At 72.2% G+C, this 15,115-nt stretch carries 10 protein-coding genes and 1 pseudogene; 8 read left to right on the top strand and 3 right to left on the bottom strand.

Annotation, left to right across the window (positions count from 1 at the left end):
- Window positions 1-367 (top strand): CHAD domain-containing protein (locus AOK24_RS12970; RefSeq protein WP_159051861.1); only part of this gene is annotated, 367 nt, incomplete at its 5' end.
- Window positions 368-429: 62 nt separating this feature from the next.
- Here AOK24_RS12970 and AOK24_RS12975 read toward each other — a convergent pair.
- Both AOK24_RS12975 and AOK24_RS12980 read right to left on the bottom strand, forming a co-directional pair.
- Window positions 430-3,069 (bottom strand): RICIN domain-containing protein, encoded by a 2,640-nt coding sequence (locus tag AOK24_RS12975; protein WP_055720212.1) that lies wholly within the window; start codon window positions 3,067-3,069, stop codon window positions 430-432.
- A gap of 122 nt (window positions 3,070-3,191) precedes the next feature.
- Window positions 3,192-4,112: pseudogene (locus AOK24_RS12980) on the bottom strand (non-reducing end alpha-L-arabinofuranosidase family hydrolase); the annotation flags it as partial.
- A gap of 528 nt (window positions 4,113-4,640) precedes the next feature.
- Between AOK24_RS12980 and AOK24_RS12985 the strand changes: the two are divergent.
- From AOK24_RS12985 to AOK24_RS12995, 3 genes are all read left to right on the top strand, one after another.
- Window positions 4,641-6,071 (top strand): endo-1,4-beta-xylanase, encoded by a 1,431-nt coding sequence (locus AOK24_RS12985; RefSeq protein WP_055720213.1) that lies wholly within the window; start codon window positions 4,641-4,643, stop codon window positions 6,069-6,071.
- 16 nt (window positions 6,072-6,087) lie between these two features.
- Window positions 6,088-7,458 (top strand): RICIN domain-containing protein, encoded by a 1,371-nt coding sequence (locus tag AOK24_RS12990; RefSeq protein WP_079056793.1) that lies wholly within the window; start codon window positions 6,088-6,090, stop codon window positions 7,456-7,458.
- 171 nt (window positions 7,459-7,629) lie between these two features.
- Window positions 7,630-9,162 carry a M4 family metallopeptidase gene (locus AOK24_RS12995; RefSeq protein WP_055720214.1) on the top strand — a complete coding sequence of 511 codons (1,533 nt, stop codon included), beginning with the start codon at window positions 7,630-7,632 and terminating at the stop codon, window positions 9,160-9,162.
- 13 nt (window positions 9,163-9,175) lie between these two features.
- Here the strand turns inward: AOK24_RS12995 and AOK24_RS13000 are convergent, their stop codons facing one another.
- Window positions 9,176-9,982 carry a trypsin-like serine peptidase gene (locus AOK24_RS13000; RefSeq protein WP_055720215.1) on the bottom strand — a complete coding sequence of 269 codons (807 nt, stop codon included), beginning with the start codon at window positions 9,980-9,982 and terminating at the stop codon, window positions 9,176-9,178.
- A gap of 303 nt (window positions 9,983-10,285) precedes the next feature.
- Here AOK24_RS13000 and AOK24_RS13005 point away from each other — a divergent pair, with 303 nt between their 5' ends.
- The 4 genes from AOK24_RS13005 to AOK24_RS13020 form a co-directional block, all read left to right on the top strand.
- Window positions 10,286-10,930: a hypothetical protein gene (locus AOK24_RS13005; RefSeq protein ID WP_055720216.1), complete on the top strand. Its 645-nt coding sequence runs from the start codon at window positions 10,286-10,288 to the stop codon at window positions 10,928-10,930.
- A gap of 122 nt (window positions 10,931-11,052) precedes the next feature.
- The gene (locus AOK24_RS13010) at window positions 11,053-11,922 is read left to right on the top strand and encodes a glycine betaine ABC transporter substrate-binding protein (RefSeq protein ID WP_055720217.1); all 870 of its coding nucleotides are present in this window, start codon (window positions 11,053-11,055) and stop codon (window positions 11,920-11,922) included.
- Between the two features lie 44 nt (window positions 11,923-11,966).
- A complete protein-coding gene (locus tag AOK24_RS13015) occupies window positions 11,967-12,329 on the top strand; it encodes a hypothetical protein (RefSeq protein WP_055720218.1) in 363 nt (120 codons plus the stop codon).
- A gap of 147 nt (window positions 12,330-12,476) precedes the next feature.
- On the top strand, window positions 12,477-15,115 hold a 2,639-nt coding region (locus tag AOK24_RS13020), incomplete at its 3' end, for an nSTAND1 domain-containing NTPase (RefSeq protein ID WP_055720220.1).

Raw genomic sequence — 15,115 nt, forward strand, 5'->3', positions numbered from 1 at the left:
CACCCACGCCCTCGGGCTCCCGCCCGGCGCGGACCGCGACAGGGCGCTCCACGAGGCCCGCAAGGCGGCCAAGCGGACCCGGTACGCCACCGAGCCCGCCCGCCCCTCCCTCGGCAAACCGGCCAAGCGCCTCGGCAAGCGGATCAAGGCCGTCCAGAAGGTCCTGGGCGACCACCAGGACAGCGTCGTGACCCGCGCCACCCTGCGGGACCTCGCGGTGGCCGCGCACACGGCCAGCGAGACCGGGTTCGTGTGGGGGCTGCTGTACGGGCGGGAACAGGCCACCGCCGAGGCCCGCGAACGCGACCTCCCGGCGGCATGGCGGGCCGCGTCACGCCGCCGCCTGCGCAAGGCACTCACCCGCTGAACACGGCAAGTGCCCCGCCGGTCCGGGCGAGGGCGCGGTGCCGCCCCCGCCCGGACGCGGGATCAGGACGGGTCGCCGTACTGGAGACCGCGCCCGTTGGTGCCGATGTAGACCCGGCCGAAGACATCGGGGTCGCCGGTGACGACGCCGACGCCGCCGATGGCGCCCCACTGGTGGGCGTCGTCGTTGACGCGCAGCCAGGTGGCGCCCCGGTCGGTGGAGCGGAAGACGCCGGTGACGTCCTTCACCGTGCCGATCAGGTACAGCGCCTGGTAGGAGGCGCCGGGCGCGGCCTTGCCGAAGCCGAGCGCGGAGGCGGCCTTCACCGAGCCGACGGCGGCGAACGTACGGCCCCCGTCGGTCGAGTGCAGCAGCCCCCGGTCCTGGCCGGAGATCCACAGGTCCCCGGCGGCACCGGGCACGGCGGCGAGCCGGCCGGCGGGCAGCCCCGTGGCCCGCGCGGTGAACGTCGCGCCGCCGTCGGTGCTGGCGTACAGCGTGCCGCCCGACAGGGAGTAGAACGTCCGGGCCGCGCCCCGGTCGGCGACGACCACGGCGTCCGTGCCGAGACCGGTGACGCGCGTCCAGCTCGCCCCCAGGTCGGTCGAGCGGTACGGGGCCTGACCGGCCTTGGTCCACACGATGCTGGAGCCGTCCGCCGCGAGCGCGACATGGCCGTCCTGCGCGCCGGCCACCGGCTCCGACGCGAAGCCCTTCCAACTGGCGCCGCCGTCGGTGGAGTAGGCGCCGTCCTGCGCGCCGCCCCGGCCGACGCGGACCATCAGGGACGGCTTGGACTGGGCGAAGTCGATGCCGGTGCTGTTGGTCATCATCGGGTTGCTCAGCCGCCCGGCGGGCACCTTGGTCAGGTCGTCGTGCCGGAAGCCGCCCTGGTCGCCCATGGCGGTGACGACGGAGGCGCCACCGGGCGGGGCGACCGCGTCGATCAGCGCGGTCTCCTCCAGCCCGCGGGCCCCGCTGCTCCAGTGGCTGGTGCCGCCGCTGTCGGAGGCGTCGGCGTCCTCGCTGCGCTGGATGCCGTTGCCGGTGCCGTACAGCACGTGCCCGGAGTCGAACGGGTCGATGGCCAGGGCGGTCATCCAGTGACCGGTGTGCGTGCCGACGTACGGGGCGGCGGCGGCGCTGCGCTTCGACCTGTCGGCCAGGGCCTTCCAGGTCGTACCGCCGTCGGTGGAGCGGTAGATCTCGTCCTCGGGCCACCAGCGGCCGAGGGTGGTGACCATCACCGTGGAGGGCTTGCGCGGGTCGACGGCCAGGCCGGAGAACCCGTAGGAGCCCTGGGACGGGGAGACGTTCTTCCATGTCCCGCCGGCCGGCGTGTACTTCCACACCGAGCCCCCCGTCACGCCGTTGGGCCCGAGGTGGTCGGTGTACGTCAGGAACAGCGAGCCGTCACCGGAGAGCACGCCGTGCTGCGGCAGTTGGCCCGTCGGCTGCCCGGAGACGGCCTGCCAGGTGGTGCCGCCGTCGGTGGAGCGGTACAGGGAGGTGGAGCGGTCGCCGACCCCGACGTAGACCGTCTTGCTGCCGGCCGGGCCGTACGTCACGAAGGCGATGCCTCCGCCGCTGCTCGCCCCGTCCTTGACGGGGAACGAGGAGACCTGACGCCACGTCGCGCCGTGGTCGGTGCTGCGCCACAGGCCGTTCTTGCGGGTGCCCAGCAGCAGGGTGCCGTTGTTCGCCGGGTCGACCACGAGCCGTTCGCCGGCGCCGCGGCCGTCCTCGTTGCCGCCCACCTTGAAGGGCAGGTCGGTGCGCTGGAAGGTGCGGCCCCGGTCGGTGGAGCGCAGGATCGCGCCGTTGCCCGCCCAGCCGTTGGTGTAGGTGCCCGTCGAGAGGTAGAGCCGCGCGGGGTCGACGGGGTCGGTGGCTATGGCGTCGATGCCGAGCAGGTTCCAGTCCTTCTCGCCGAGCCAGTCGGTCAGCGGGATCCACTGCTTCGCGCCCGTGTCCCAGCGGTAGGCGCCGCCCATGTCGGTGCGCGCGTACAGCAGCCCCTTCTCCCGGGGGTTGAACACCAGCCCGGTGACGTAGCCGCCGCCCACGACCTGGGCGTTCTTCCACACGTACGGCCCGGTCCCGGCCGTCTGGGCCTGGGGCGCCTTCACCAGCTTCCACTGCTGGTTGGCGGTGCCCCGGTCGGCGTACCGGATGACCGCGGCGCCGTCGGCCTTCGAGGCCCCGGTGACGTCGAGGACCTGGCCGTTCGCGCGGGAGACGAAGGTGACGGCGTCGCCCGCCTCCTTGATCCGCCACTCCTGGGCGGCGGAGGAGCTGTCGGTCTGCTGCTCGGCCGCCGCGGACCGGGCCGCCGTGCCGAGGACCTTGCCGCTGGCCCGGTTCACCAGCTCGTAGTAGCCCTTGCCGGTGGGCCGCAGCCGCCACTGCTGGTTCGCGGTGTTCTGGTCGGTCCACTGCTGGATGCGGGTGCCGTCGGCGGTGGAGGAGCCGTTGACGTCCAGCACCTTGCCGCTGCGCACGGAGACCAGCTTGTAGTACGCGTTGGCGTCGATCGTCGCGGCCTGCGAGTCCTCCTGCGTGAACAGCAGGTAGGGCACGACGGCCAGCGGGGTGCCGACCAGGACGGCGGTGGCGGTCCAGCGACGGCGGTGACGCCCGCGGCGCCCACTGTTCGTGGGGGTGGTCCGCCGGCGGCGTCCGCCGTTCGTGGGGTTGTTCATGGGGGAGGTGCACTCCTTGCGTGCTGTGCGGCAGGGAACTCGGATCCGCCGGCCGGGCCGGCGGATCCGTCTCCTTGTGGTCACAGCCCACGCAAAGGGTTGCCGAGAAGATCCAGAAACTTTTAGCGCTGGAGCGTCAGCAGCCCCGGACGGTAGGGCAGGAGGCCGTAGTCGACGCCGTCCGAGCTGGGGCTGCGCCCCTGGTAGAGCAACTGGAGGTTGCAGGGATCGACGGTCATCGTCTGGTCGGCGTTGGTGCGCAGCAGCTCACCGTGGCTGATGTCGTTGGTCCAGCCCGCCCCGCTGTTGGCCTTGCCGGCGAAGGGGTTGTTCTCCGTCGCCGCCTGCGGTGTCCACGAGCCGTTGAGGCTGGTGGCCGTGAACGAGCGGAAGAAGCGCCGCTCACTGGCGCCCCGCGCCTCGACGATCATGAGGTAGCGGTTCTGGTCCTTCAGCTTGTAGACCTGCGGGGCCTCGAACAGGTTCTTCACCGTGTCGCTCATGATCGTCGTGTACGACGAACCGAAGTTGCCCGGGAAGTTCCCGATCGGCATGCTGGCCCGGTAGATCTTGCCGTTGTCACCGGCGAAGAACAGGTACATGTTCTGGCTGTCGCCGATGAGCGCCTGGTCGATGGGGCCTGTCCCGGAGCCGGAGATGCTTCCGGTGAACAGTGTCTGCTGGGCCGACCAGCCGTTCGGGTTGGTCGGGTTGGTCGACGTCCGGTAGGAGAAGGCGGTCCCGCCCCACTGGTAGGTGAGCACCCAGATGTTCTTCGGCGCGAAGTAGAACAGCGAGGGCGCGACGGTCGAGCTGTTCATCGCGTTCTGGCTCGCCGAGCCCATCTGCGACCAGTTGCCGAACAGGCCGAAGTTCATCGAACCCCAGCGGGTTCCGTAGTCGTGCGTCGTCGCGTAGACGAGCTGCTGCCCGTTGTACGGGGCGACCGTGAAGTCCTTGAGCGAGACCCAGCCCGACCTGGGCTGGGCCAGCGCGCCGGTCGACGTCCAGCGGTACGACGACGGGAGGTCGCACGCGCTGGGGGCGGCGGTCGCGGTGCTGTTGGCGCCGAGGGCGGCGCCCAGGAGGAGTAAGGGTGCCAGGGCGGCGGTCAAGCGCTTCGGGCGGATCCGGAACGAGGGGCGAAACCGCATCAGAGGGCCTCCTAGGAAGTGGGGGAGGTGACGCCGGTGAACTGCGGAACGGCCATACGCAGGAACGGGGAACAAGAAGTCTTCGAAACATTCGAAGAATTTCCCGAACCTTTGACGCCACAAGCTAGAAACAGGAAGCTCATCGGTCAAGGTGTCGCGCCGATCTGTCTACAAAACCTCGTGCGCCGCACGGTTCGACGGATCGAATGTTTCGAAGAAGAATCTGAAAGTTTCTCTGTCGTGAGTGTTGACGGCGCGCCGTCAATCCTTCAATCATCCTGAGCACAGAGCCGCACAGCAGAACCGCGCACACCAGCTCCTGCGCCACCCCCGTTCCCGGTGAGGTCCGCACTCGCGCGTTCCGGCGCCTCGCGCCCCCTCCGGTCATCACGTGACGTCCCCCCAGGAGGCACAGTCATGCGCTCGTCCGCCCCACCCGTATCCGTCGCCCGACGGAAGCTCCGCGGCCCGCTGGCCGCGCTGGCCGTCGGCGCCCTCGGCGTGCTGCCCGCCCTGACGGCGGCGCCGGCCGCGCACGCCGCCGAGTCCACGCTCGGCGCCGCGGCGAAGCAGAGCGGCCGGTACTTCGGCACCGCCATCGCCTCCGGCAGGCTGGGCGACTCGGCGTACACCACGATCGCGAACCGCGAGTTCAACTCGGTCACGGCCGAGAACGAGATGAAGATCGACGCCACCGAACCGCAGCGCGGCCAGTTCAACTTCACCGCCGGTGACCGCGTCTACAACTGGGCCGTGCAGAACGGCAAACAGGTCCGCGGCCACACCCTGGCCTGGCACTCCCAGCAGCCCGGCTGGATGCAGAGCCTCAGCGGCAGCACCCTGCGCCAGGCGATGATCAACCACATCAACGGCGTCATGGGCCACTACAAGGGCAAGATCGCCCAGTGGGACGTCGTCAACGAGGCGTTCGCCGACGGCAATTCGGGAGGCCGGCGCGACTCCAACCTCCAGCGCACCGGCAACGACTGGATCGAGGTCGCCTTCCGCACCGCGCGGGCCGCCGACCCGGCCGCCAAGCTCTGCTACAACGACTACAACACCGACAACTGGACCTGGGCCAAGACGCAGGGCGTCTACAACATGGTCAAGGACTTCAAGGCGCGCGGCGTCCCGATCGACTGCGTCGGCTTCCAGTCCCACTTCAACAACGACAGCCCGTACAACAGCAACTACCGCACCACCCTGTCGAGTTTCGCCGCCCTCGGCGTCGACGTGGCCATCACCGAACTCGACATCCAGGGCGCCTCGGCCTCGACCTACGCCAACGTCACCAACGACTGCCTGGCCGTCCCGCGCTGCCTCGGCATCACCGTCTGGGGCGTGCGCGACACCGACTCCTGGCGAGCGGAGCAGACACCGCTGCTGTTCAACGGCAACGGCAGCAAGAAGCCCGCCTACACCTCCGTCCTCAACGCCCTCAACGGCGGCACCACCAACCCGCCGACGGACGGCGGACCCCTCAAGGGCGTCGGCTCGGGCCGCTGTGTGGACGTGCCCAACTCCAGCACCACCGACGGCACCCAGGTCCAGCTGTACGACTGCCACGGCGGCACCAACCAGCAGTGGCAGTCCACCTCAGCCGGTGAACTCAGGGTCTACGGCAACAAGTGCCTGGACGCCGGGGGCTCAGGCGCCGGCGCCCGGATCCAGATCTACAGCTGCTGGGGCGGCGCCAACCAGCAGTGGCGCCTCAACTCCGACGGCACCGTCACCGGCGTCCAGTCCGGCCTCTGCCTCGACACCGTCTCCGGCGGCACCGCCAACGGGACCCTGATGCAGCTCAGTTCCTGCTCGGGCAGCGGCAGCCAGCGCTGGGCCCGGGCCTGAGAAAGGGGTGGAACCGATGACGACGACAGCGCACGACCACGCCTTACCCGCACGATCACGCTGGTGGTCACGGATCGCCGGCCTCGCGGCGGCCACCCTCGCGGCCGGCCTGATCACCGTGGCGAACCCCGCGCCCGCCGAGGCGGCGACCGTCGACACCAACGCCTGGTACGCCCTGGTCAACCGGGGCAGCGGCAAGGCGTTGGACGTCTCCGGCTCCTCCACCGCCGACGGCGCCCGGGTCTACCAGTGGACGCGCAGCGACGCGGCCAACCAGCAGTGGCAGTTCGTGGACTCCGGCGGCGGCTTCTACCGCCTCAAGGCCCGCCACTCGGCCAAGGTCCTCGACGTGTCCGGCGCCTCCACCGCCGACGGCGCCCCGATCCAGCAGTGGGCCGACCACGGCGGGACCAACCAGCAGTTCCGGCTGGCCGACTCCGACAGCGGCAACGTCCGGCTGATCGGCCGCGGCAGCGGCAAGGCCGTCGAGGTACAGGGCTCGTCCACCGCCGACGGCGGCAGCGTCGTCCAGTACACCGACCACGGCGGCACCAACCAGCAGTGGCAGCTGGTCAAACTGTCGTCCGACGGCGGCGGAACCGGCGCCTGCGGCAGCGCGCCGACCCTGACCAGCGGCACGTACACGATCCAGAGCGGCGGCAAGAACCGCAGCTTCATCCTGCGGGTCCCCGCCAACTACGACAACAACCACCGCTACCGGCTGATCTTCGGCTTCCACTGGCGCGGCGGCACCGCGAACGACGTCGCCTCGGGCGGCAGCAGCGGCAGCAGCTGGGCCTACTACGGGCAGCAGGCGCAGTCCAACAACTCCGCGATCCTGGTCGCACCCCAGGGCCTCGGCAACGGCTGGGCCAACTCCGGCGGCGAGGACGTCACCTTCGTCGACGACATGATCCGCCGCATCGAGGGCGGCCTCTGTGTCGACCCGGCCCAGCGGTTCTCCACCGGATTCAGCTGGGGCGGCGGCATGAGCTACGCGCTCGCCTGCGCCCGGCCCACCATGTTCCGGGCCGTCGCGGTCATCTCCGGCGGCGAGATCAGCGGATGCAGCGGGGGCAGCCAGCCCGTCGCCTACCTCGGCATCCACGGCGTCAGCGACAACGTCCTGAACATCTCCCAAGGGCGCTCCCTGCGCGACCGGTTCGTCCGCAACAACGGCTGCGCCGCCCAGAACCCGCGCGAACCCGCGCCGGGCAGCCGTACCCACATCACCACCGCCTACTCCGGCTGCCGTGCCGGATACCCGGTCCAGTGGGCCGCGTTCGACGGCGGCCACGCACCCGCCCCCGTCGACGGCACCGGCGGCGACAACGGCGCCACCACCTGGACGAAGGCGGAGATCTGGAGGTTCTTCTCACAGTTCTGACGGTGCGGTTCTGATGGCGCACCTCGTCCGGAGTGGAGCCGGGACCGTACCGGCTCCACTCCGGCGCGTGCAACGTCCCCTGTCCGCAAGGGACTTGGCTGATTCGGGCCGCCATTCGGGTGTGGACATGACAGCCTGATGACCCCTTCTCACGGGAGACAGCAGACACTCATGAACCGCACAGGGCCCTACGCCCGACACGCCCGTCTCGCCACCGCAGGCGTCGCCGCCGCACTGCTGGCCGCAGGGCTCTCCCCGGCCGCCGACCACGCCGCGGCCCTCGGACTCACCACCGCGCAGGACACCTCCGTCCGTGCCGTCGTCGTCGACAAGGACGGCTCCCGGCACGTCCGCTACGACCGCACCTACCGGGGGCTCCCCGTCCTCGGCGGCGACTTCGTCGTCCACCTGGCCCCGGACGGCACCTACCGCGGCGCGGACCGGGCGACGCGGGCGGCGATCTCGCTGCCCGGGACCACCCCGGAGGTACCGGCCCTCGAGGCGGCCGGGATCGCCGCCGACGACCTGCGCGCGGCCCACCCCGGCGGCACGCTGCGGCAGGTGAAGGCCGAGCCGCGCCTCGTCGTCGACGCCCTGCACGGCGCCCCGCGCCTGGTCTGGCGCACCGAGGCCGCCGCCCTGGACCCGCTCGGCAACCCGGTCGCCCGCACGGTGCTGACCGACGCCCGCACCGGCGCCCGGATCGACGCGTGGGACACCCTGGAGGCGGTCACCGGGGACGGCCGGTCCCTGTACAGCGGCACGGTCGCGCTGGAGACGACCCCCGCCGGGGCGGCGTACCAGCTCAAGGACCCCACGCGCGGCAATACCTCCACCGGCGACGCGGCCGGCGCGTCCCCGCTCACGGACGACGACAACCACTGGGGCACCGGCACCGCCGACGACCGTGCGAGCGCCGCCGTCGACGCCCAGTACGGCAGCGCCATGACCTGGGACTACTTCAAGGACATCCACGGCCGCAACGGCATCGCCGACGACGGCAAGGGCTCCTCCAACCGCGTCCACTACGGCACCAGGCTCGCCAACGCCTACTGGAACGACGCCTGCTTCTGCATGACCTACGGCGACGGCGACGGCACCTTCTTCGGCCCGATGGTCGGACTGGACGTGGCGGCGCACGAAATGACGCACGGCATCACGTCGAGAACCGCCGGACTCCTCTACACCGGCGAGTCCGGCGGCCTCAACGAGGCGACCTCCGACATCTTCGGCACCCTCGTCGAGTTCCACGCCGGGAACCCGCAGGACCCCGGCGACTACCTGATCGGCGAGAAGGTCGTCCTTCCCGGCCTCAAGCGGGACGCCCTGCGCTACCTGGACCGGCCGAGCCGCGACGGCGGCTCCGCCGACTTCTGGAGCGCTTCGCTCTCCCGGCTCAGCGTCCACTACTCCTCCGGCGTCGCCAACCACTTCGCCTACCTCCTCGCCGAGGGCAGCGGGCCCAGGACGGTCAACGGGGTCGCCTACGACTCCCCGACGGCCGACGGCTCCACCATCACCGGCATCGGCCGCGCCGCGCTCGGCGCGATCTGGTACCGCGCCCTGACCGTCTACATGACGTCCACGACGAACTACGCCGGAGCGCGGACGGCCACCCTGAACGCGGCCCGGGACCTCTACGGCGCGGGCAGCACCGAGCACGCCACGGTGGCGGCGGCCTGGAGCGCCGTCAACGTGAACTGAGCACCGGTGACCGTTACGGCCTGGGCAGCACGCATCCGGGGGCGGTCAGGTCCAGCCGGCCGCCGGTCGTGAAGCAGGCCGGGAGCTGGTAGGTCTGCTGGCCGTAGTTGATGCCTTTACGGACGGTGACGGTGCCGTCCGGGTCGACCTCGCAGGGGTTGTCCCGGGTACAGGCGGCGCCGTTCTCGTTGCCAGTGTTGTGGACGGCGACGACCTCGCCGGTGGCCCGGTCGAGCACCGGTGAGCCGGAGGTGCCGCCGGCGGTCCGGCAGGCGGGGGAGTAGCGCACCGCGTCCTTCCAGGTCCACTCCCCCTCCTTGAGGAGGTGCGCGAACCCGTCGATCTCGCAGTCGAAGAGCTTCTTCCAGGCGCCGGACGCCACGGTGACGGGGGTGCCGGCGGCCGGGCGGGTGTCCCGGACGGTCAGCGGGGAGATGCCGTAGGAGTCCCTGATCGCCGCGTAGGTGCTGGTGAGCCGGTAGAACGCCACGTCCGTGTCGGTCATCGTCGCGTACACGAGCCGCTCGGCCTTCAGGGTGGCGACCTGGGTGCCCGAGGAGTCGAGCAGGCCGAAGGTGCGGCTGTTCGGCAGGTCGGTGACGACCACCCCCGGGGCGAACAGGCTGCTGCAATGGCCGTTGGAGAGCACCAGCGCCGGGTCGGTGTCCACCGAGTGCGGGAAGCGGACGAGCGAGCCGGAACAGTTGCTGAGCGCGACGGTGCCGGCGAGGCCGACGGCACCGGGCTCCGCGTGCGCGGGCGCCGTACCCGTCCCGGCGGCGGCCAGGACGAGGAGTGCGGCGGCGAGAGGCTTTCTCACGGTGGGGGTCCCCTTCGGGCAAGGCGGCCGGGTACCTGCCGGCCACCCCTGATGTTGTCATGCACATTGTTTGTGTAGGGGTGCGGGGGGATCAAGGTCCTTCTTCCAGCCACGCCCCCGCACCCCGCCGCGCATTGATTTCCCTGATCGGAAGGGGGTGCTGATCAATTCGGCGCTGGATGAGAGTGGTGCTCGCCCGGCCCGTTCCACAAGAAACGGACGGGCGACCGGGGCTCCGGCGGTGTCTCCCCCATCGCCGCCGGGGCCTCGAACGCCACCCACCCTTTCCCAGGAGCTGTATTCATGGACCGCTCACAGAGCGCCCCCACGTCCCGCAAGCGCCTCGGCCGGGCCGCCGGAGCCATCGCGGCGCTCGCCTTCGGTGCCTCACTGCTCGGCGCCCCGAACGCCATGGCCGAGGACACGCCCAGCACCCGCCAGCTGCTCGACGCGTGCAGCTGGGCCGACCTCTGCGAGTTCCACCCGCAGAGCTACTGGACCTACGCGGGCCCCGCCCACCAGGTCGGCAGCACGGCCTTCAACTGCGGCAGCCAGACCAACCAGCACCGCATCGACTGGTCCGACACGACCGGCACCACCAACTCCGTCGGCGTCACGGTCAGCAGCGGGGTGAAGTTCTTCGAGGTCTTCGAGGCCGAGATCGCCGCCACCTACGGCCACTCCTGGCAGGCGTCGCACACCGACAGCCAGGGCGAGACCGTCAACATCCCGCCGGGCTCCAAGGGCTGGGTCGAGCGCGGCACCCCCAAGCAGCAGGCCACCGGCTGGTACGAGATCCACTTCCGGTCCCGCTACTACGGCCACTACATCTGGTACGTCCACGACTACCAGTCGTCCGGCTACTACGGCGGCGACAGCCGGCTGGGCTACGTCAACCAGAAGGACGCCCGGATGAGCGACGCCGAGCGCAACCAGCACTGCCGCTGACCCGGCCCCCGAACCGGCACGCGGCCCCGTGTGCGCCATGGCACGCGGGGCCGCGTGCCCCCCACCCCCTCGACCTCTCCGACCTCTCCGACCTCTCCGACGGAACAGAAGTGGCCCGACCGATGACCCGACGCCCGCTGCGCACGGCAGCCCTCGCCCTCTGCTCGCTCCTGCTGACCGGCTGCGGCGGCACGGCGACGGACGGCACGACGGCGTCGTCGGCCGACCACCAGGGCCCGCTGGTGATCGGCAGCGACAACTCGACGGAGAGCCGGATCGTGGCCGCCCTCTACGAGCAGCTCCTGACCGCCGCCGGAGAGCAGGTGACCACGGCACTCACCCCCTTCGCCGGCCCCGCCGACAGCGCGCGGGCCGTCGTGAGCGGCGAGATCGGGCTCGCCCCCGCCTACGAGACCGCCCTGCTGCGGGCCATGCCCGGCGGCTCCACCCGGCCCGGCGACATGGCGTCGACGCTCAGCATGGCCCTGCCGCCCGGCGTCGTCGCGCTGCGCCCGGCCCGCGCCGAACGCGGCGTGGTCCTGGCCGTCACCCGGGACCTGGCCGACCGCCACACCCTGCGCAGCCTGGCCGACCTGCGGCGCGCGGGCACCCGCCTCACCCTGGGCGGCCCCGCGGCCGGCGACCCGGACGCCCCCTCGCCCGCGGCACTGACCAAGGCGTACGGCGTCACCTTCACCAAGGCGCCGGAGGGCACCACCCCCGACGTCCTGGTCCTGCGCGGCACGGACCCCGTGATCGCCCGCCGCGACCTGGCCGTGCTGGCCGACCCCGCGGCCGTCCTCCCGCCCGAGCACGTCGTCCCGCTCGCGGACGCCGCGGGCGCGGACCGGACCGCCAGGGAGACGCTCGCCCGGCTCGGCGACCGGCTGACCACCACGGAGCTGGCCGCGCTCACGGCCCGCGTCGAGGCCGGCCGGACCCCCGCAGAGGCGGCCGGGACCTGGCTGCGCTCCACCGGGCTCCTCACCTGAGCCATGAACCCTTCCCACAGATCCGAACAGCGGAAAGCGACACCATGCGTACCCTCCTCAACAAGGTCACCGTTCCGGCGCTCGCGTTCGGCGCCCTGTGCGTCGGCCTCGCCCTGCCCACCACCGCCAGCGCCGACCAGGTCGACAGCGTGCAGATCCAGGTCTGCAACAACAACGCGCGCCCGATGAGATTCTTCGTCGTCGGCTACAACCAGTTCCACGACTGGACCGGCTCCCGCTTCTGGGACGTCCCCGCGAACAACTGCACCACCGCCTGGAACTACTGGTGGCAGACCGACCGCTCCGTCGAACTCCACTACGAGCGCTCCGACATCGGCTGGCACACGAAGTTCGTGTACGTCCCCCGCCAGTCCGACGGCGGCACCTGGACCTACTCGACGAACTGACGGCCGGGGCGCCTTTGCCGGTGGTTTAGCCTTCCGTCATCCGCCGGACATGTGCGACCCGCACCGTCTGCGGGGAGGTCACGCGCATCAGGGCTGCTACCCGGGCAAAGAGCCTCCGTCCCGTACAGCTCGATGTAGGCAGGACATGTGGCAGGCCGCCCCGAACTCCCCGTGGACCCCGAGGCCGGTCCCGTCCAGCGGCTCGCGCACGAACTGCGCGAACTGCGGCGGGCCGCGGGCGGACCGGCCTACCGGGCCATGGCGAAACAGGCCGGCTTCGCCGCGACGACCCTCTCCCAGGCGGCCTCCGGCGAACGCCTCCCCTCCTGGCCGGTCGTGGAGGGCTACGCCCGCGCCTGCGGAGGCGACCCCGCACTCCTGGAACCCCTCTGGAAGACCGCCCGGGAACAGCTCAGCCAGACCGTGCGCGAACCCGACGGGGACGCGCCCGCCCCCTACCGGGGACTGACCCGCTACGAGACCGGCGACCAGCACCTCTTCTTCGGCCGCGACCGGGCCGTGGGCGAACTCAGACGGCTCGTGTGCGAACATCGCCTCGCCGTCCTGTTCGGCGCCTCCGGCAGCGGCAAGTCCTCCCTGCTGCGCGCCGGCCTCATCCCCCACCTGCGCGACGAGGCCGCCACCCACGGCCGCCCCGCCGTCCTCAGAGTCCTCACCCCCGGACCCCGGCCGGCCACCACCTACGCCCACCTCCTCACCCCTGCCGACGACGAACCCGACAGCTGGGTCGTCGTCGACCAGTTCGAAGAGGTCTTCACCCTCTGCCGGGACCCCGCCGAACGCACCCGGTTCATCGACCTCCTGCTGACCGCCCGCGACCCGGACAGCCGGCTGCGCGTCCTGCTCTCCGTACGCGCCGACTTCTACGCCCGCTGCGGCGAACACCGGCGCCTGGCCGACGAACTGTGCGGCGCCGGGCTCATGCTCGGCCCCCTGACCGCCGACGAACTGCGCGAAGTGATCGTCAGACCCGCACAGCAGGTCGGGCTGCTCGTCGAACGCGAACTCACCGCACGCCTCGTCGAGGAGGTCAGCGGCCGGCCCGAAGCGCTGCCCATGCTCTCCCACGCCCTCCTGGAGACCTGGCGCCGCTGCCGGGGCCGGGCCCTGACCCTCGCCGCCTACGAGGCGGCCGGCGGGGTGCGCGGCGCCGTCGCCGCGACCGCCGAGGAGCTGTACCGGCAGCTCACCCCGGCCCAGGCCCGCATCGCCCGGCACCTGCTGCTGCGCATGGTGGAACCCGGACTCGGCACCCCCGACACCCGCCGCCCCCTGTCCTGCGCCGAACTCGCCGAACACACCAACCCGGACCTCCCGCTCGTCCTGGACCGGCTCACCCGCGCCCGCCTGCTCACCGCCGACCAGGACGGCGTCCAGCTCGCCCACGAGGCCCTCATCACCCGCTGGCCCCGCCTGTCCGGCTGGGTCGAGGAGGACCGCGAACGGCTGCGCCACCGCTCCCGGCTCGCCGAGGTCGCCCGCGCCTGGCACGACCACGGCCGCGACCCCGGCGCCCTCTACCGGGGTGCCGCACTGGCCCGCGCCGAGGAGCTCTTCCCCGACCACGACCTGCTCACCCGCACGGAACAGACGTTCCTCACCGCCGCCCTGCACGCCCGCGACACCGAGCAGCGCACCGCCGCCCGCGCCGCCCGCCGCCACCGACGGCTCCTCACCGCCCTGTCCGCCGTCCTCGCCACCTCCCTGGCCGTGGCGGCCGTCGCCTGGGCCCAGCACCGCTACGACGAACGGCAGCGCACCGCCATCACCGCCCGCCGCGTCGCCGACGTCGCCGACGCGCTGCGCACCACCGACCCGCACACCGCGCTCCTGCTGGGCGTCGCCGCCTGGCGGATCTCCCCGCTGCCCGAGAGCCGCCGCGCCCTGCTCGGCTCGCTCGCCCAGGCCGAGGACGACGCCTTCACCGACCCCGCCCCCGGCACCACCCCGCGCCGCTTCCTCCTCGACTCCGGCCGCACCCTGCTCAGCGTCGCCGACGGCCACTGGGCGGCCTGGGACGTCGCCACCCACACCAGGAGAAGAAACGGCGCACTGCCCGAGGGCGAGGCCCTCGACGCCGGCAGCGACGGCCGCGTCATCGCCCTCTCCCGCCCCGAGGGCATCCGGTTCTGGGACACCCGCACGAGCCGCTGGACAGGTGATCCGAAACCCATGCCGGACTGGACGAACGTCCGGCTCGGCCGCGCCCGCGCGCTGGTCAGGGACACCGAGGACGGCCGGGCCCGGCTGCGCTCCGCCACCGACGGCCGCGTCCTGCTCCAGATCCCCTCACCCGGCCCCGTCGACCCGGTCCTCAGCACCGACGACGCCACCGCCGCGATCTGCCCCTCCCACGGCACCCCCCAGGTCTGGGACACCGCCGCCCGCCGCAGGCTCCCCGGCGGCTGGGACCACGCCACCGGCCTGTGCGACCCCGCCCCCCTGGGAGACACGCCCACCACCCTGCGCCTGGACCACGGCCGCCTCCTCGTCCTGACCGCCGACACCGTCCGCGTCTGGGACGTCCGCACCGGCCGCGCCGTCGCCACCCTGGCCGACAACGGCGTCTCGTACGCGTCCCTCAGCGCCGACGGCGCCTTCGCCGTGACCGTCGACCCCGCCGAACTGCGCGTGTGGCGGCTCTCCGACCCCGACACCCCGGTCCTGCGGCACGGCCTCGACAACCAGCACCTCTACGACGGTCCCGTCTGGGACCCCGGCCGCCCCGCCCTGCGCTACCTGGAGGGCGGCACCGTCCACACCCT

Source organism: Streptomyces niveiscabiei (genome assembly GCF_001419795.1).
GTDB classification, from domain to species: Bacteria; Actinomycetota; Actinomycetes; order Streptomycetales; family Streptomycetaceae; genus Streptomyces; species Streptomyces niveiscabiei.

Excerpts from the sequence above, each read along its gene's own strand:
- AOK24_RS12995 (WP_055720214.1), top strand. The coding sequence starts at position 7,630 with ATGAACCGCACAGGGCCCTACGCCCGACACGCCCGTCTCGCCACCGCA.
- AOK24_RS13015 (WP_055720218.1), top strand. The coding sequence starts at position 11,967 with ATGCGTACCCTCCTCAACAAGGTCACCGTTCCGGCGCTCGCGTTCGGC.
- AOK24_RS12985 (WP_055720213.1), top strand. The coding sequence starts at position 4,641 with ATGCGCTCGTCCGCCCCACCCGTATCCGTCGCCCGACGGAAGCTCCGC.
- AOK24_RS12990 (WP_079056793.1), top strand. The coding sequence starts at position 6,088 with ATGACGACGACAGCGCACGACCACGCCTTACCCGCACGATCACGCTGG.
- AOK24_RS12975 (WP_055720212.1), bottom strand. The coding sequence starts at position 3,069 with ATGAACAACCCCACGAACGGCGGACGCCGCCGGCGGACCACCCCCACG.
- AOK24_RS13005 (WP_055720216.1), top strand. The coding sequence starts at position 10,286 with ATGGACCGCTCACAGAGCGCCCCCACGTCCCGCAAGCGCCTCGGCCGG.
- AOK24_RS13010 (WP_055720217.1), top strand. The coding sequence starts at position 11,053 with ATGACCCGACGCCCGCTGCGCACGGCAGCCCTCGCCCTCTGCTCGCTC.